General features: G+C 61.2%; 14 protein-coding genes and 2 pseudogenes. 10 read left to right on the forward strand and 6 right to left on the reverse strand.

Annotation, left to right across the window (positions count from 1 at the left end; translation table 11 throughout):
- Positions 1-14: 14 nt before the first annotated feature.
- Together C484_RS09935 and C484_RS09940 are read right to left on the reverse strand one after the other, a co-directional pair.
- Positions 15-413, reverse strand: a complete 399-nt coding sequence (locus tag C484_RS09935; RefSeq protein WP_006825804.1) for a Gfo/Idh/MocA family protein — start codon at positions 411-413, stop codon at positions 15-17.
- On the reverse strand, positions 410-1,372 hold the full coding sequence (locus tag C484_RS09940) for a Gfo/Idh/MocA family protein (RefSeq protein WP_006825805.1): 963 nt from the start codon (positions 1,370-1,372) through the stop codon (positions 410-412). Before C484_RS09940 ends, C484_RS09935 begins: the two co-directional genes overlap by 4 nt.
- Positions 1,373-1,839: 467 nt before the next feature.
- Here C484_RS09940 and C484_RS09945 point away from each other — a divergent pair, with 467 nt between their 5' ends.
- Entirely contained in the window at positions 1,840-3,288 is a 1,449-nt protein-coding gene (locus C484_RS09945) for an enolase C-terminal domain-like protein (protein ID WP_006825807.1), read from the forward strand.
- 202 nt (positions 3,289-3,490) lie between these two features.
- Positions 3,491-4,252, forward strand: a complete 762-nt coding sequence (locus C484_RS09950; protein WP_006825808.1) for an IclR family transcriptional regulator — start codon at positions 3,491-3,493, stop codon at positions 4,250-4,252.
- A gap of 29 nt (positions 4,253-4,281) precedes the next feature.
- On the opposite strand, the gene C484_RS09955 is transcribed toward C484_RS09950, so the two are convergent.
- Entirely contained in the window at positions 4,282-4,980 is a 699-nt protein-coding gene (locus C484_RS09955) for a PIG-L deacetylase family protein (protein ID WP_006825809.1), read from the reverse strand.
- 244 nt (positions 4,981-5,224) lie between these two features.
- Here C484_RS09955 and C484_RS24315 point away from each other — a divergent pair.
- Positions 5,225-5,353: pseudogene (locus tag C484_RS24315) on the forward strand (IS630 family transposase); the annotation flags it as partial.
- Positions 5,322-5,435, forward strand: a pseudogene (locus C484_RS22965) (IS6 family transposase); the annotation flags it as partial. The pseudogenes C484_RS24315 and C484_RS22965, both read left to right, overlap by 32 nt.
- Positions 5,436-5,799: 364 nt before the next feature.
- Here the strand turns inward: C484_RS22965 and C484_RS09960 are convergent.
- From C484_RS09960 to C484_RS09970, 3 genes are all read right to left on the reverse strand, one after another.
- Positions 5,800-6,567 (reverse strand): IclR family transcriptional regulator, encoded by a 768-nt coding sequence (locus C484_RS09960; RefSeq protein WP_006825810.1) that lies wholly within the window; start codon positions 6,565-6,567, stop codon positions 5,800-5,802.
- A 65-nt stretch (positions 6,568-6,632) separates the two neighbouring features.
- Positions 6,633-7,784 carry a galactonate dehydratase gene (gene dgoD / locus C484_RS09965; RefSeq protein WP_006825811.1) on the reverse strand — a complete coding sequence of 384 codons (1,152 nt, stop codon included), beginning with the start codon at positions 7,782-7,784 and terminating at the stop codon, positions 6,633-6,635.
- Positions 7,785-7,866: 82 nt separating this feature from the next.
- A complete protein-coding gene (locus tag C484_RS09970; protein WP_006825812.1) occupies positions 7,867-9,399 on the reverse strand; it encodes an FGGY-family carbohydrate kinase in 1,533 nt (510 codons plus the stop codon).
- Positions 9,400-9,769: 370 nt separating this feature from the next.
- Here C484_RS09970 and C484_RS09975 point away from each other — a divergent pair, with 370 nt between their 5' ends.
- The 6 genes from C484_RS09975 (at position 9,770) to glpB (ending at position 16,440) form a co-directional block, all read left to right on the forward strand.
- Positions 9,770-10,843 carry a 2-hydroxyacid dehydrogenase gene (locus C484_RS09975; protein WP_006825813.1) on the forward strand — a complete coding sequence of 358 codons (1,074 nt, stop codon included), beginning with the start codon at positions 9,770-9,772 and terminating at the stop codon, positions 10,841-10,843.
- On the forward strand, positions 10,836-11,552 hold the full coding sequence (locus tag C484_RS09980; RefSeq protein WP_006825814.1) for a class II aldolase/adducin family protein: 717 nt from the start codon (positions 10,836-10,838) through the stop codon (positions 11,550-11,552). The genes C484_RS09975 and C484_RS09980 overlap by 8 nt, the downstream gene beginning before the upstream one ends.
- A 28-nt stretch (positions 11,553-11,580) precedes the next feature.
- Positions 11,581-11,997 (forward strand): GlcG/HbpS family heme-binding protein, encoded by a 417-nt coding sequence (locus C484_RS09985; protein ID WP_006825815.1) that lies wholly within the window; start codon positions 11,581-11,583, stop codon positions 11,995-11,997.
- Between the two features lie 221 nt (positions 11,998-12,218).
- The gene (locus tag C484_RS09990; RefSeq protein ID WP_006825816.1) at positions 12,219-13,268 is read left to right on the forward strand and encodes a hypothetical protein; all 1,050 of its coding nucleotides are present in this window, start codon (positions 12,219-12,221) and stop codon (positions 13,266-13,268) included.
- Positions 13,269-13,373: 105 nt separating this feature from the next.
- Positions 13,374-15,059, forward strand: coding sequence for an anaerobic glycerol-3-phosphate dehydrogenase subunit GlpA (glpA, locus tag C484_RS09995; protein ID WP_006825817.1), 1,686 nt, complete (start codon positions 13,374-13,376; stop codon positions 15,057-15,059).
- The gene (gene glpB, locus C484_RS10000) at positions 15,049-16,440 is read left to right on the forward strand and encodes a glycerol-3-phosphate dehydrogenase subunit GlpB (RefSeq protein ID WP_006825818.1); all 1,392 of its coding nucleotides are present in this window, start codon (positions 15,049-15,051) and stop codon (positions 16,438-16,440) included. The genes glpA and glpB overlap by 11 nt, the downstream gene beginning before the upstream one ends.
- Positions 16,441-16,496 lie beyond the last annotated feature (56 nt).

Consider the following 16,496-nt stretch of genomic DNA (forward strand, 5'->3'; position numbering starts at 1 on the left):
CCTCCCTCGCGCCATCAGAGATGTGTATAAGAGACAGACCGGAGGGGCATCGCCCCCCCCAGCCCGACGCCGGCGTCGCGACAGCGATCGACGATCCCCTGGGCCTCCTCAAGGGTCGGCGCGAGCGGTTTCTCACAGAGGACGTCGATCCCGGCGTCGACAGCTCGGTCAACCCACTCGGCGTGGCGGGCGTTGCTCGAGCAAACGAGCGCACCGTCGAGTCGCTCAAGCAGCGCGTCGGCCTCTGCTTCGGAGACACACTCGACGCCGTGCCGGTCGGCGATTTCGCGAGCGCGGTCGAGTTCCTCGTCCGCGATCCCGACGAGGTCGGCATCCTCCCGCTCGGTGAGCAGGGCCGCGTACTCGCTCGCGTGGACGTGCGCCGCCGATAGGATGCCAAGGGAGACGGTCATCGTCCCACCTCCGTCGGCGAGACGGGTTTGCCGCGCTCCGCCGAGCGCCGCGCGGCGAGCGCGAGCCGGAGCGATTCGACCGCTTCTTCTAGGTCGACTTCGGGTTCCGAATCCGACTCGAGAGAAGAGATGAAGTGGTCGAGTTCACGCCAGTAGCCGTCGGTCGCGAGCGGGCGTTCGACGGTCGAACCGCCTTCGGTCCAGTTCACGTACGGCTCGCCGTCCTCGCTTGAGAACTCGACGAGCCCGTCGTCGCCCGCCAGTTCGAGTTCGGACGTCAGCGATCTGCTCGAGGGCTGGGCCCACGAGGCCTCTACGTATCCTACTGCCCCGTTCTCGAAGCGCAGCGTGGCGAACCCGTGTGCCGAATCCGCCTCCCCGCAGGTCCTGGCGAAGACGCGCTCGACAGGCCCCCAGCACCACCGGAGGTAGTCAAGATCGTGGATCGCCAAATCGACGAAGACCCCGCCGCTCTTCTCAGGATCGGCGAACCAGCCGTCCGATCCCCAGTCGGGGAACGGCGAGAGTCGACGCGCCCGCGCGACGCCCGGGGATCCGATGTCTAGCTCCCTCGCCCGCCGGTACGCCGGAAGGAATCGGATGACGTGACCAACCATACACGTCGCGTCCGCGTCGTCGACGAACGCGGCCAGCTCGCGGGCGTCGGCGAGCGAGGAGGCGACGGGCTTCTCGAGGAAGACGTCGAGCCCCGATTCGACCGCGGTTTCGACGATCGGGACGTGCGTGTGCGTCGGCGTACAGACGTCGAGGAAGTCGAGGTCTTCACGTTTGCACATTTCGCCGACATCGGTGTAGGCTTCGGCTTCGAGGCCGAACTCCTTGATCGTCTCCTCGGGACCGCTCGGGGACGAGACCGCCGCTATCTCGACATCCAGTTTTCGGTACGCTTTGAGGTGCGTTCGCGCCATGAAGCCCGCACCCGCGATTCCGGCTTGCATATGGCGTGCGTGTCTATCACGGGACAGATAATTGTTTGGTCCGTTGAAACCTCTTGAGCGACCCGGATTGCGTCCCGCGAACGGTTGCAAGCGATCACGTCACGCGCTCGATGTCGTCCCCCTCGTCCTCGATCGTCTCGATGGTCCGGCCCGCATGGCCCGCGCCGCTCGTCTCGACGAGGAAGACGAGTTCGGTCTTGCTAACCAACAGCGAGCCCTCCGCGCGATAGTGATGGACGGTCCGGATGTTCGCGCCGTGCCTCGGCGATACACGAGATGTGGTCCGTCTCTCCGGTCGCGCCGTCGATGCGAACGCGCAGGCGGGTGAACCGGTTCCGCGAAGTGAGTTTGCGGTACACCTCCGTCGGAAGCAGTAATGTGTGGTGTGTCGTCCGCCCACCCGAGAATACCGCTATCCTCGGATTCGTTCCGCAGAAATTAAGAGAATTCGAAGAGTGAGCATGGGTATGACAATCAGCGTCCGTTCCGTCGACCAGTACGTGCTGGACATGGAGCTGCGAATGCCGTTTCACTTCGGAAACACGACCCTCACCGAACTGCCACACCTGTTCGTCCGGATCGAGGGTGGCGACGATCTAGACGGGCAGGAGGGTATCGCGGCCGAGGGGCTCTCTCCGCTGTGGTTCCTCAAGGAGCCGGGTGTCACCTTCGCGGACGGGCTTGACCAGATGCTCGAGGTAATCGACAAGGCGGCCGCCAATGCCGCGGAGATCGAGGCTGACACAGTCTTCGACTTCTGGCTGGCGCTCTATGAACGTCAGTGCGAGTGGGCCACAATGACCGACCACCCACCGCTGCTGTGGTCGTTCGGCGTGAGCCTCGTCGAGCGCGCGGTGATTGACGCGTTCTGCCGGGAGCGGGAGACGACGTTCCACCAGGCGGTGTGCGAGAACGCACTCGGGATCAAACTCGGAGAGATCTACTCCGCGCTGACGGGCACCGAACCCGCGGACCATCTGCCGGACGAGCCCCAGCGGACGACAGCGATCCGGCATACGGTGGGGTTCACCGATCCGCTCACCGAGGCCGACCTCGACGCGGAGAGCCGACTCGACGACGGACTCCCACAGACACTTCGCCAGTACATCGAACAGCAGGGTGTGTCGTACTTCAAGATCAAGCTCGGCGGCGACGTCGAGCGCGATGCGGACCGTCTAACGCGGCTGGCCGACGAACTTGAGGAACTCGAGGAGTACGCCGTGACCCTCGACGCGAATGAGCAGTACGGCGATGCCGACTCGTTCCGGACGGACTGGGAGCGGTTGACGGACGAACCAGGAATCGATCCGCTACTCGAACGATTGCGATACATCGAGCAACCGCTCGCTCGCGGCGACGCTCTCACCGACGCCACCCGTGAAACGCTTGCCGAGTGGGACGATCGGCCGCCGATGATCATCGACGAATCGGACGGCGAACTCCGGAGTCTGGGACGGGCGCTCGAGTGCGGCTACGTCGGGACGAGTCACAAGAACTGCAAGGGCGTCTTCAAGGGCCTCGCAAACGCCTGCCTGATCGAACACCGCCGCCGCGAGGATCCCGACGGCGAGTACGTCATCAGCGGCGAAGACCTCTCGACCGTCGGTCCGGTCTCGCTCCCGCAGGACCTGGCCGTCATGGCGACGATGGGAAAGCGCCACGTCGAACGAAACGGACACCACTACTTCTGCGGGATGGCGATGCTCCCGACTGACCTTCAGGACGACCTCCTTGCGACCCACGGCGACCTCTACCGGGAGCACGACCAGGGATTCCCGACGCTCGACATCGACGACGGCCAGACTGAACTCGAGTCGGTCGTTGACGCATCGTTCGGGTACGGTGCTGCTCTCAACCTCGACATCGAGCAGTTCACGCCACGAGTGGAGTGGGAATTCTCGCCTTCAAGCGACTGAACTGAACACCGTCCGTTTACTCTTATCAAACGCCGCTTTCATCTAGGCGATTGCGCGAACGCATCTATCGCTATGAGTAGCGGTAGTTGGACTTTGTATCCGGAGATAGGACAATACAATCACCGAGACAACACTTTTGCCGAACTGATGTTTGGCACATCCAAACATTTAATCTGGTACGTAGTATCATGCCATACGACAGATGAACTCAGCAAAACACCCGATACAGGCGGTCCAACGCACGCTCGATATTGTCGACGTGCTTAAAGAGAAGCGAGAGGCCCGTGTGACCGACATCGCCGACGAACTAGATTTCTCGAAGGGGACGATCCACTGCCACCTTGCGACGCTCGAGCAGAACGGCTACGTCGTTAAGAACGGTCAGCAGTACTCGCTCGGCCTCCAGTTCATCGACCTCGCTCACCACGCGACAGACCGCGTCGACATCTACGACATCACGCGTGCCGAAGTCGACAAACTCGCGGCCGAGTCCGGTGAGATGGCGCTGTTCACCGTCGAGGAGCACGGAGAGGGCATCTGTCTCTACAAGGCCGAGGGCGAGGATGCCGTGCAGACGGAACTGTACGTTGGCTACCGGAACAAGCTGTACCATACCGCCGTTGGAAAGGTGCTGCTGGCGTTCATGCCGGAGGAACGGCGGGAGGAGATCATCCGAGAAACCAACTTCGAGCAGATCACGCCGAACACGATCACGGACCCGGGTGAACTCCGAGCGCAACTGACCGAAATTCGCGAGCGCGGCATCGCGTACAACCACGAGGAGACGATCCAAGGACTCGTCGGGCTCGGGGCGCCGATTCGCGACCAAGATGGAACACTCTACGGCGCCGTCTCGCTCATCGGTCCGGTAAGCCGGATGGAGGACGAACGGCTCACCGAGGAGTTGCCGAAGCTGATCCGCCGGGCGGTGAACATCGTCGAGGTGAACATCACCTCGCTGTAGTCCGATCGACCGCTCAACGGCCCCCTCGATCACTCGAGGTACGAAACCGGCGTCGTGTGGAGCGATGTGAACCCCTCCGCGAACGGGACGCCGGCCCGCTGGCCGAGCGTCCGCGTTCTGGCGCGCACGTTCTCGACGAAATCATCGAACTCGCCGTCGATTCCACCGTGTTCGTCCAGCCACGCGGCCTGAGACTCGTGGGCCTCGACCGCTCGTATCTTCTGTTCGACGTGTTCGGAGACGTCCACGAACGTGTCCGGGTCGAACGACGATGTCGGCTTGCCGAAGCAGTAGACGTTCGACGGATCGCACGGTTCCGAGTTGGTTTCGACGAGCGGCAGCGATGCCATGTAGTACGCGTCCGTCACCAGCCGCGACGTGATGCGGTGGTCCGGATGCATGTCGTCCCGGAAGTGCGTCAGGATCAGCTCGGGATCGTGTTCGCGAATCGTCTCGACGATTTCCAGTCGGTTCTCCATCGAGTAGGTCACCCGACCGTCGAGGAACTCGAGGAACTCGACTGATGCGCCGAGTTCGGAGCCCGACTGTCGCGCTTCTTCTTCCCGGACGGCGGCGATTTCTTCCTCGGTGCCGTCCGCCGTTCCGAGCTCTCCGCGTGTCATGTGAATGATCGTCACATCGTCGCCCCGGTCGGCATGTTTTGCGAGCGTTCCACCGCAGAAAATGTCGGCGTCGTCCGGATGTGCAACTATTGCTAAGACGGACATGGCAAAGGCGAGCCATCGCAGTAGGAAAATACTTTCGGCCGATTCTACTCGTGAGAGAACGATTTAATACTGTAAAACGATCGCGGAGTCCGAGTGGCTACCGAATGACTCCTCGAGAACGTTTCTCGGTCGATTACACCCGTACTCATGTAATAGGCCTTCGCCAGCTTGGTCCAGAAAGCCCGAATGAGAGCGTCTATAGCAGTCGTTAGAATTTTCAACTCGAATATTGTTGCTAAACACAGTGGATCATCTCGACGAGATCTCCGTCAAAGAATTGCAAGATACCCTCGACAACGTGGAAGGAAAGAAGCCAACACAACGACTCTTAGCGGCAATAGAGTCCTCGATCGTGCGCTCGCCGCTGGCTCAGACCGTTCAGACACCATTACAACCACAATCGGCCGAATCGAGCGCTCACTGGTCAAGTGACTATTGAGGAGGTGCTGAACTAGACAGTGCCATAAGCGAGCCTTGTACTGAGCCCGTTATCTGATATTCGTTACTTCCGAATTATTGGATGGGGCTATCGAAAGCAGCCGTTTACAACCATACTGTTGTAATTCAAGGCCACAACTTCGCCGTGGTCACCCGCATCGGTGGCGCGACTCTCTTCACTGAAGGTGATCCTCGATGGATACTACGAGATAATTCGCCATCTCGGAATTATCTCACGGATCATCTGTTATACTGTCTGTTCGTGGCTCTGACCATGACGATTGATACCTCAGAACACGGATTGTCGTTATGACTTTTCGCCAGCGGTAGCAGAAATTCGGCACAGGCGAAAGTCGTCTTTCTCCGGATGGTGCCGGACTATCACCGCTCCGACCGGAGCGCCTTTCGAAGTCTGTTTGCAGAACTGATGACTAGCCCGGGAATATCCTGCTGGAACCGCTTGCCGGACATCGTATCAGTGGGACTCCTCACGCTGATCGCTCCCGCCGGGCTGCCGGTCTTGCCTTCCACCGCTGCGGCGATTCCTCGAACATCTTCTCGCCACTCCTCACGATTGAAAGCGATTCCTCGAGACTGGATGTCCTGTAGTTCCTCATCGAGGGCCGCCCGGCTTGTTAGGGTATTCTCCGTGTATTCTCGTAGTCCGTGGTCATCAATGATCGAGTCGACGTTCTCCGGAGCCATCACTGCAAGGAGCGCTTTCCCGGGAGCAGTACAGTGCAATGGAAGTATCTCACCCGGGTCGCCAAAAGATCGGTCCGACTTCTTTCCCATCGCGGTGTACAGGCAAATTCCACGTTGACGCTCGATCACGACTAAACTCGCCACCAGCCCTGACGCTGTCGCCAACTGCCGAACCTCCGAAACACCCGGCTGATAGAGTGGATATCGGTTTCGCGCGACACTGCCGATTTCAAGGAACCGGAGGCTGACCTGATAGGCCCAGTTGTCGCGAACGACGAAGCCCAACTGTTCGAGCGTCTCCAAGTGACTGTGAATGGTACTTTTCGAGTGCGGCAGGTGATCGTCGAGTTCGGTAATTGTCGCGCTCTCCAGTTCGAGAAGCGCCTCGATTACACGTGCGCTGGTGGCGGTCGCCTTGACCGGTGTATCTTCTCTGTCAGCCATACTGGGGACCTGTATGTGAAGCAGTAAAGAAGTATTCCCTCATTCCGAAAAACCCACAGGAGCGTTCACCACTCGGCGATACTTCCGTCGTCGTGGTACCAGATCGGATTCTGCCAGTCGACCTGCGCATCGGCCTGTTCTCGGACGAATGATTCGTCAATCTCGATACCGAGTCCCGGTTCGTCCGGCGCGTCGACGTAACCGCTCTCGAAGCCGAAGATATCTGGATCTATGAGGTACGCAAGAAGATCGTTCTGCTCCGGATTGTGGATATCGAGGTTCTGGCTCTGGACGAACGCGTTCGAAGTGGTGGCGTCGATGTGAAGACATGAGGCGAAGGCGATCGGACCGAGCGCGCAGTGGAGTGCAACGGCCACGTCGACGGCTTCGGCGGCGCCGGCAATCTTCTTGACCTCGGTGATACCGCCGGCGTGTGACGGGTCCGGCTGAACGATGTCGACCAGACCGTTCGCGAGTGTCTGCTGGAATTCCCAGCGCGAGTACAGGCGTTCACCGGATGCGAGCGGTGTCTTCGTGTGGGACTCGATCCGCGGAAGCGCGTCGAAGTGTTCCGGGAGGACCGGCTCCTCGTAGAACATCGGATCGTACGGGTCGAGTTTTGATGCCACCCACTTGGCCATCCCGCTCGTTATCCGTCCCCGGAAGTCCACGGCGATATCGATGTCGTCCCCAACTTCGTCGCGGACGGCGGCGAGACGCTCTCTGATCCTTTCGACGACTCCGGGAGAGTCGATGCGCCGAACTTGCGAGTTCGCTGCCATCTTGAGCGCGGTGTATCCGTCGTCGACGGCCGCTGCAGCGGCTTCCCGTATTTCTTCGGGCGTGTCACCGCCGATCCACTGGTAGGTGAGAATCCGGTCTCGCGCTCTGCCGCCCAGGAGGTCGTACACGGGTGCGCCGTAGTGTTTCCCCTTGATATCCCAGAGCGCCTGATCGATGCCGGCCATCGAACTCATCAGGATCGGGCCCCCTCTGAAGTGGCGACCGCGGTACATCGCCTGCCAGTGGCGCTCGATTTCGAGCGGATCTTTTCCGATGAGATAGTTATCTAGGATCTCCTCGACCGCCGCGATTGTCGTCTTCGCGTGTCCCTCGACGATCGGTTCGCCCCAGCCGGTCAGCCCCTCGTCGGTCTCGAGTTTGAGAAACACCCACCTCGGGGGCACCTCGAACAGTTCGTAGTTTGTTACTTCCATGAACTACGGTACCCACCCTACGTTAATGGTAGTTGTCCTATGGCGCGAGAGCGGTTTATAAAAGGACGATCAGTCTGTAGTATCAGTCTGACTGCGGAGGTGCCGCGGCGCTCTCAAGTTGGTCCATCGCATCCTCGCGGGTATCCCAGACCTCGAACATCGCCTCGTAGGAGTCGCGGAAGTACTCGTACCACTCGTCGTACTGCGAGGCGCACTCCGGCCGGGGTTCGTACGTCCGGTCGATCGTCGTCGTCTCCTCGGCAGCCGAAGCGATGTCGTCGTACACTCCGGTGGCGACGCCGGCCAGGAACGCCACGCCTTTCGCACCGAACTCATCCCCAGCGGGGACCGAGATCGGCGTGTCGAGGCAGTCGGCGAACATTTGACACCAGAAGTCCGAGCGTGCGCCGCCGCCGCTAATCATGATTCGGGTGGATTCGCCGGACATGTGTTCGTAGCAGTCTCGCATCGCCAGTGTGACACCTTCGTACACGGCGCGGAGCATATGCTCCTTGGAGTGTTCGGGCGACAATCCGAGGAACTGTGCACGAGCGGATGTCTTCAGGAATGGACTCCGCTCACCCGATGTACTGAGATAGGGATGATACAGGGCCCCCTCCGATCCGATCGGCAACTCCTCAAGGTCGGGGACGACCTCTGTGAAGTCCTTGTCGTCGGCGAACTCCTCGAATGCCCAGTCGAGATTTGGCGTCCCGGCCATCGACGCCATCGCCCGGACATAGAAGTCGTCTTCGACGGCGAAGAGGAATCCCGTTCCCTTCGTCTCTTCGGGCGGTTCGCTGAGCACCATCTGGTTGAGAGACGTCGTTCCGACGACCGACGAACTGTCGCCCGTTCGCGCAGCGCCGCTGCCGATTCCCGACGCCACGATGTCGATCGCCCCCGAGACGACCGGCGTTCCGATCGGCAGTCCTGTCGCTTCGGAGCCCTCCGTGGTCACGTCGCCGATGATCTCCGACGCCGGCTCAAGACGCGGCAGTAACTCGTCGATTCCGTCGACGTCGACGAGTTCGGGAACGACATCCGAGTACTCGCCCGTCTCGATGTCGATAAACGGGAGCGACGCGTCGCTCCGATCGGTCGTTCGCTCCCCTGTGAGCCGATACTTGAGCCAGTCCTTCGAGCAAAACACGGTGTCGGCGCGCTCGATGGACTCCGGTTCCTCATCGGCGAGCCACTGGAGGATCGGTAGCGACGACCCCGGGAACAGGTCGCTGCCGCAGATGTTCGAGATGAGCGGGGCTACGCCAGTCTCCTCCCACTCGTTGACGTACTTCGCCGCGCGGCTGTCGTTCCAGAGGATCGCATCGCGAACCGGATCGCCCGCTTCATCGATCAACCAGCAGCCGTCGCCCTGGCCGGTCACACCGACGCCGACGATGTTGTCAGGCTCATCGAGCGAGTCTACGACCTCCCGGATCGTCTCGGCCGTCATCGCCCACGTCTGTTCCATATCCTGTTCGATTTTTCCGGCCTCCGGTTGTTTTAGAGCGTTGTCTCTCGCGGCCCGGTGGAGTTCGTTGCCGTCGAGGTCGAATGCGACCGATTTGATGCGAGTGGTACCTGCGTCTATGCCTATGAGTACGCGACCCATACGCATCCCGTTTGGATTATTAATAATAAAGGTTTCCGTACTACGAGAGCTCAGACGCGATACTATATGATATCTATATACAAATTGACAAAAATACTTATTATCATTGATTGACGATGTCGTAGTGCTGAGAGAAGTTCGCGATAGTAGAGCGTCGCTCGGAGATTCCGCGGCGTTCAGCCGCGGGCTTCGCAGTCGCAGCAACCGACCATGGGACCATACTTGACCACGAACGAACGGCCGGCACCGGACCGGTGCGCCAGCGCACAACGACGGGATGATCGACGTGATCATGAAGGGGTAATCCGCCGGTCGGCAGACGACCGTCCAACTGCTGGCGGGTCCCTCTGTGCGCTACCGATTACGAAACATGAAGGCACTCGTCACGGCGAACTTCGACGACGCAAACCTGAACAGACTGCGAGACGAACTCGGTATGGAAGTCGACTACCGGCCGATCGAGGAGCGTTCCAAGCGGTTGTCGTCGTCCGAGCTTGAGGACCTCCTAGAAGGCGTCGACGTGTTCGTCGTCGGTTACGAGGGCGTCTCCGCCGAGTTGATGAACGCGGCCGAGGATCTCCAGCTGATCGCCTGCGCCCGGGGCGGGCCGGACGCCAACGTGGATATCGCCGCCGCGACCGAGCACGGGATTCCAGTCCTGTACGCACCCGGACGTAACGCGGTCAGCGTCGCCGACTTCACGTTCGGCCTGATCCTCGCCGTCGTGCGAAACATCGCGCGAAGCCACCACCTGCTCCATACGGGAACGTACACCGGCGAACCGGTCGCGGATGCGGCAGACAGCGGCGAACGCGACGACGTAACGTGGGGCATCGCGAACGGATCGCCGTACGTCGAACTCTCGGGGCCGGAGCTACAGGGAAAGACCCTGGGAATCGTCGGCCTGGGCGCAATCGGTCGGAACGTTGCTCAGCGCGCCGACGGATTCAAGATGGAACTGCTCGGCTTCGACCCCTTCGTCGACGCCGAAGAGATGACCGAGCACGGTATCGAGAAGTCCGAACTGGACGACCTCTGCGAGCGGTCGGACATCGTGACGGTACACTGCCCTGTGACAGACGCGACTCGCGGCCTCATCGGCGAGGCAGAGTTCGACCTGCTGTCGCAGGACGCGTACTTCGTCAACACTGCTCGCGGCGCGATCGTCGATCAGGACGCGCTAATCGAGGCGCTCCAGAACGACGAACTCGCGGGCGCCGCGCTCGACGTGTACGATCAAGAGCCGCTTCCCGATGACCACCCGCTGCTGGAGTTACCCAACGTCGTCACGACGCCGCACCTAGCGGGCGCCGCAGATGAGGTCGTGGACCGTCACTCCGCGATACTCACCGACGATATCGCAGCCGTGCTAGCTGGACGGGAACCCGACCACGTCGCCAACGAGGCGGCGCTCGCCGGGCTGACTGTCGACAATGATGGCTGAATCGCCTACAGACACCGACGTGGACGCGGAGACAGTCCACGAACCCAAGCACACGATGGCACAAGAACTCGAACTCACAGAAGAACGAACCGCAGTCGCAGAGATCGGGAAGAAGATGCTCGAACAGGGACTCACCAAAGGCACCGGCGGTAACATCAGCGCCCAGTCGAGCGAGTACGTCGCGATCAGCCCCTCCGGAACGCCGTACGACGAGATCACGCCAGAAGACGTTCCTATCGTCGATCTTCACGGCGAGCGCGTCACCGGTGAACTCGATCCCTCTAGTGAATTCCGTATGCACACCGACGTGCTGCGCAAGCGCAACGATGTCGGTGGTGTGGTCCACACTCACTCGCCGTACGCCAGCACGTTCGCCAGTCTCGGCGAGGCGATTCCCGCGTCGCACTACCTGATCGCGTTTGTCGGCGATCAGGTCCCCATCGCTCCGTACGAAACGTACGGCACGGCCGAACTTGCCGAGGCGGCGCTCGATGCGCTGGGCGAGGAGTACAACGCCTGTCTGCTCAAAAATCACGGCGTGCTCGCAGTCGGCGAGTCGGTTGAAGCGGCGTTCGAGGTCGCACTGATGACGGAGTACTGCGCTCGCATCCACTATCAGGCGATCAGTGTCGGCGAACCCAATATCCTCCCCGACGAGGAGATCGATACGCTCCTCGACCGGTTCGCAGACTACGGACAGGGTAACTGACCACAGACACACAGCTACAATTACGACCATGATTCCATCAATCACACTCGAGACGGCAAAGGAAATAATCGACGCAGCGGAAGAGGCGGCGAAGGCGATCGACAATCCGATGGTGATCACCGTCGTCAATTCCGAGGGGAATCTCGTCGCACAGCGGCGGATGGACGACGCTTGGCTCGCTTCCGTGAACATATCCCGGAACAAGGCGTACACGTCTGCCGCGCTGGACATGCCCACTCACGAACTCGCGGAGGCTACGAAGCCCGGCGAGTCGCTCTGGGGACTTCAGACAACTGACGACAATCAACTCGTCGTCTTCGGTGGCGGGTATCCCCTCATCCGCGACGGCAAGGTCATTGGCGCCATCGGCGTCAGCGGCGGCGCCGTCGAACAGGACAGAACGGTCGCTGAAGCCAGCGTCGAGGCCTTCGAAGAGTCGCACTGACATCGCGACCGCCAGCGAGAGCTTTTTCTCCGTTAGAGTGTACTGTACATCTAATTACTATTAGTTATATTTATGTTCGGTGGGACCTATGCTCAGATCGAAGTTAGAGATGATCAATCATCGAAGACACCGTATCGAGCGAGGCGAGTCGACGAGCCAGGTATCCCGTGTCGGTCCCAGTGCGGACGGCCGGAGCATCGGCAAACGAGGTGCGAGCCAGCATGGTTGACGTCGCGGCGATCTGGTCGATCGAGTACTTGCTACTGGCGCTGGCGGGCGGCGCGTTCGGGGCGGCGATTGGTGGGCTCCCCGCATTCATCTTCACCGGTTTCATGGTGATCGCCGGGGAGGCGGCGAATCTGGCCGGCAAAGCAGCAGCCGGCAGCGACGCCGCGGCAATTATGATCACCGACGCAATCGCGTTCGGTCCCGTGTTCGGTCCTCACATCAGCTTCGCGGCCGGCGCGGCCGCGTCGGCGTACGCCGCTAGGCGGGGGTACATGGATACCGACTTCGACTACCATCAGGCGAAAAACATCAACTACGCGTTCGGCACGAAGCCAGATGTCCTCGCGGTCGGCGCGCTGTTCGGAGCCGCCGGCTACGTGATGGTCGAGCTGATGGTCGCATTCGCGATGCCGTTCGATCAGGTCGCGATGGGCGTTGTTCTGTCGGCCGTGCTCCACCGTGTCGCGTTCGGTTACGACGTCGTCGGTACGCCTAGCTCAGGGTGGCTCGACATGAAGCCGTTCGAGCAGGAAGAACTCCAGTCGCCGGACGCCGTCGCTGCCGACGGAGGCGTTATCGGCCAGCGGTACGCCGTCGAACCGTGGCTCCCACAGCAGTACAAGTGGCTCAACGTGGCGGTGCTCGGAGTTGTTGTAGGGATTCTGGGCGCGTATGTCGGCTACGTGAGCGAGAGTCCGTACCTCGCCTTCGGGATCAGTGCTGCCTCACTGATCTTCCTGAGTATTGGTCACGAGAACTTCCCGGTCACGCACCACATTGCGCTCCCATCGAGTACCGCCGTCTTCGCTCTCGCCGGATCGGCTTCTGTCGCGACGGTGTCGTTGTCCGGCGTCGTCGCCGTCGGAGCGATCTTCGGCCTGATCAGTGCGCTCTTCGGCGAAGTGTTCCAGCGGGTCTTCTACGCGCACGGCGACACCCATCTGGACCCCCCCGCCGCAGCCATCGTTTTCGGCACCTTCCTGATCTCGGTGTGTGCTGCTCTCGGTATCCTGCCAGGGAGCGGATGGGTTCCCGCGCTATGACTGAGAGACTATAGTCACCGCCGTCCCATCTTCCGGACGGACGTTCGCCAACCTACCAAACACAACCATTATAACGTTTCCACACAAGATCTTCTTCGTACTTGTATGCCCCATTCCATCGTCGTCATCGGCGGCGGAGCGACTGGTACGGGAACCGCCCGTGACCTCGCCATGAGAGGGTTCAACGTGACGCTCGTCGAACGTGGAAATCTCACCGAGGGGACTACGGGCCGAACGCACGGCCATCTCCACAGCGGTGCTCGCTATGCCGTCAGTGACCAAGAGAGCGCCGTCGACTGCATGCAGGAAAATCGGATACTGCGCGATATCGCCGGCCACTGTATCGAGGACACTGGCGGGCTCTTCGTCCAGCTCGAGGGCGATCCCGACGAGTACTTCGAGAAGAAACTCGAAGACTGTGAAGAGTGTGATATCCCGACAGAAGTGATCTCCGGGGAGGAAGCCCGTCGACGCGAACCGTATCTCTCCGCCGATGTGGAACGAGCAATCTGGGTTCCGGACGGTGCAATCGATCCGTTCCGCCTCTGTGTCGCGAATGCTGCCGACGCTGTCGACCACGGCGCAATCGTCGAGACACACGCAGAAGTCGTAGACGTGCTGGTCGACGATGGATCAGTTACCGGCGTCGAGATCGAGCGTCACGGACCGACCTATCTCGGCAAGGGGTCGGAAGGAGACATCGAGACGCTCCAGGCCGACTATGTGGTCAGCGCGACAGGCGCGTGGGCCGGGCAACTGGCGGAGATGGCCGGTATAGAACTGAAAATGTCCATCTCGAAGGGCGCGATGGTCGTCACGAACGTCCGACAACTCGACACGGTGATCAACCGTTGTCTCCCGAAAGGCGAGGGGGATACGATCATCCCTCACGAGACGACCGTCCTGCTCGGCGCCAACGACGACCCGGTAGACGATCCAGACAACTACCCCGAAGAGCAGCGGGAAGTCGACATGATGATCGACATCGCCGCGGAGATGGTCCCGGTCGTCGCCGATGCGCGTATGATTCGCGCGTACTGGGGTGTACGACCACTGTACGACCCCGACCCCAGATCGACGACCGATCCCGGTGATGTCACCCGTAACTACTTTATCCTCGATCACGCCGAACGCGACAGCGTCGAGGGGTTCGCTTCCGTCGTCGGCGGGAAACTGACGACGTACCGGGAGATGTCCGAGTCCGTCGCTGACCACGTCTGCGAGGTGTTCGGCGTCGACGCTACCTGTCGAACGCACGAGAAGCCTCTCCCGGGGAGCACCGATCCATCCGCGCTCGACGATCGGATGGACGAATTCGACCTTCGATCACCGATCGCTCGCCGAAGCCGTCAGCGACTCGGCGACCGCGCTCCGGAAGTACTGGACATTGACGGAGCGAACCCGACGATCTGTGAGTGTGAGGGGGTCTCTCGAGCCGAGATCCAGGACGCAATCGACCGGGTCGGCGCTAACCTGAACGGCGTCAGGCTCCAAACTCGCGCATCGATGGGGAACTGTCAGGGCGGGTTCTGCACCCATCGGCTGGGAGCTGAGCTGTACCCCAACCACGAGAGGGGTGCTGCTCGAGACGAGATCGACCGGCTGTACCAGGAGCGCTGGAAAGGACAGCGTCACACCCTCTGGGGCGAACAGCTCTCTCAAGCGATGCTGAACCACATGCTTCACGCGACCACGATGAACCACGACGCCGATCCCGCCGTTTTCGACGACGAGATCGATTACGGCGCGTACGACTCTGGAGTAACTGCGGAGGGAAGCTGTGGCGATTAAGAGCGATGTTCTCGTCGTCGGCGGAGGGCTCGCCGGTGTGACGAGTGCAGTCGCAGCTGCCCGCAACGGCGCTGATGTCCGCCTGATCTCCCACAAGAAAACGACGCTCAGGCAAGCATCCGGACTCGTCGACGGGCTCGGATACGTTCCCGGACGGTCTCAGTCGACCGATCGGGAAGACTCTCCCTCCCAGAAGCGAAGGGACTTTCGAGCATTTCGGGACAACCGGAGTGAGTACCGTGGGCCGCTAATCACGCCGTTCGACGGAATCGACTCCCTCCCTGATGGCCATCCCTATTCGATTCTCGGAGCAGACGCTCTCCGATCGGGGCTCTCGTTGTTCGACGATCTCGTCGACGGCGCGTACCTGGGCGGACACACGGAGAAGAACGCACTCGTTCCGACCTTCGGCGGGACGGTGAAGCCAACCGCGCGATATCCGCGCGCGGCGGCGGCAGGAATCGCGAGCGATAATCGGTCGATGCTTGTCGCCGGATTTCGGTCGTTCACCGACTTTGACGCTCGCATGGTCGCTGATAACCTTGACGCCGCTGGCGTCCCCTTCGGGGTAACCGGTGCCGAAATAGCGTTCGCTGATCCGTTCCCTGCCGACGCCGAGGTGACTCGCTTCGCGAAGGCGCTTGATCACGACGAACGCATCGACGGGACGCCCGCCCGGCAGGCGCTGGCCGACGCCGTTTCCCCGCACGTCGGTGACGCCAAACGCGTCGGGTTCCCCGCCCTGCTCGGCGATGATAACGCCGACGAGGTCCGTGCCGAACTCGAGGATCGACTGGGCGCAGCCGTGTTCGAGATTCCGACCGGCCCACCGAGCCTCCCCGGCCTGCGGCTGGAGGATCGGCTCTACGCAGCACTGGATGCCGAAGAGGTGAAGTATGAGACCGGGTGTCCGGTCGTGGGCTACGAAACCGCCGCGGGTACACCGTCCAGAGTCGAGACAGTACTGGTCGATCGGAGCGGTCAAGAGATTCCGTATTCGGCTTCGGCGTTCGTGCTCGCAACCGGCGGATTCGTCGGGAAAGGGCTCGACTCTGACCGCGATCGGGTCTTCGAACCGGTGTTCGACTGTCACGTCCCGCAACCACCGGATCGGTACGACTGGTTCGTCGACGACGCTTTTGGCGATCACCCGTACGCCCGGTTCGGCGTCAACCCCGACGCAACGATGCGACCGCTCGACGCGGACGGTGACCCGGAGTTCACAAACCTGTACGCGGCCGGATCAGCGGTCGGCGGTGCGGATGTTGCCCGCGAGAAATCGGCCAGTGGCGTCTCGCTGGCCACCGGAGCTGTCGCCGGCCGAGCGGCCGCAGCAGCGATAGAGGACTTGAATCTAGAACTAGGAACGACGGAAATTTGACCATGACTAACGAAACTAACGAGAACGACGACCCGACTGCGCAACCTCGCGCTACT

The sequence above is a fragment of the Natrialba taiwanensis DSM 12281 genome (assembly GCF_000337595.1).
Taxonomy (GTDB): Archaea; Halobacteriota; Halobacteria; order Halobacteriales; family Natrialbaceae; genus Natrialba; species Natrialba taiwanensis.

Excerpts from the sequence above, each read along its gene's own strand:
- C484_RS09970 (WP_006825812.1), bottom strand. The coding sequence starts at position 9,399 with ATGGGTCGCGTACTCATAGGCATAGACGCAGGTACCACTCGCATCAAA.
- C484_RS09960 (WP_006825810.1), bottom strand. The coding sequence starts at position 6,567 with ATGGCTGACAGAGAAGATACACCGGTCAAGGCGACCGCCACCAGCGCA.
- C484_RS09955 (WP_006825809.1), bottom strand. The coding sequence starts at position 4,980 with ATGTCCGTCTTAGCAATAGTTGCACATCCGGACGACGCCGACATTTTC.
- C484_RS09985 (WP_006825815.1), top strand. The coding sequence starts at position 11,581 with ATGATTCCATCAATCACACTCGAGACGGCAAAGGAAATAATCGACGCA.
- glpA (WP_006825817.1), top strand. The coding sequence starts at position 13,374 with ATGCCCCATTCCATCGTCGTCATCGGCGGCGGAGCGACTGGTACGGGA.
- C484_RS09975 (WP_006825813.1), top strand. The coding sequence starts at position 9,770 with ATGAAGGCACTCGTCACGGCGAACTTCGACGACGCAAACCTGAACAGA.
- C484_RS09935 (WP_006825804.1), bottom strand. The coding sequence starts at position 413 with ATGACCGTCTCCCTTGGCATCCTATCGGCGGCGCACGTCCACGCGAGC.
- C484_RS09945 (WP_006825807.1), top strand. The coding sequence starts at position 1,840 with ATGACAATCAGCGTCCGTTCCGTCGACCAGTACGTGCTGGACATGGAG.
- C484_RS09940 (WP_006825805.1), bottom strand. The coding sequence starts at position 1,372 with ATGCAAGCCGGAATCGCGGGTGCGGGCTTCATGGCGCGAACGCACCTC.
- C484_RS09980 (WP_006825814.1), top strand. The coding sequence starts at position 10,836 with ATGGCTGAATCGCCTACAGACACCGACGTGGACGCGGAGACAGTCCAC.
- C484_RS09950 (WP_006825808.1), top strand. The coding sequence starts at position 3,491 with ATGAACTCAGCAAAACACCCGATACAGGCGGTCCAACGCACGCTCGAT.
- dgoD (WP_006825811.1), bottom strand. The coding sequence starts at position 7,784 with ATGGAAGTAACAAACTACGAACTGTTCGAGGTGCCCCCGAGGTGGGTG.
- C484_RS09990 (WP_006825816.1), top strand. The coding sequence starts at position 12,219 with ATGGTTGACGTCGCGGCGATCTGGTCGATCGAGTACTTGCTACTGGCG.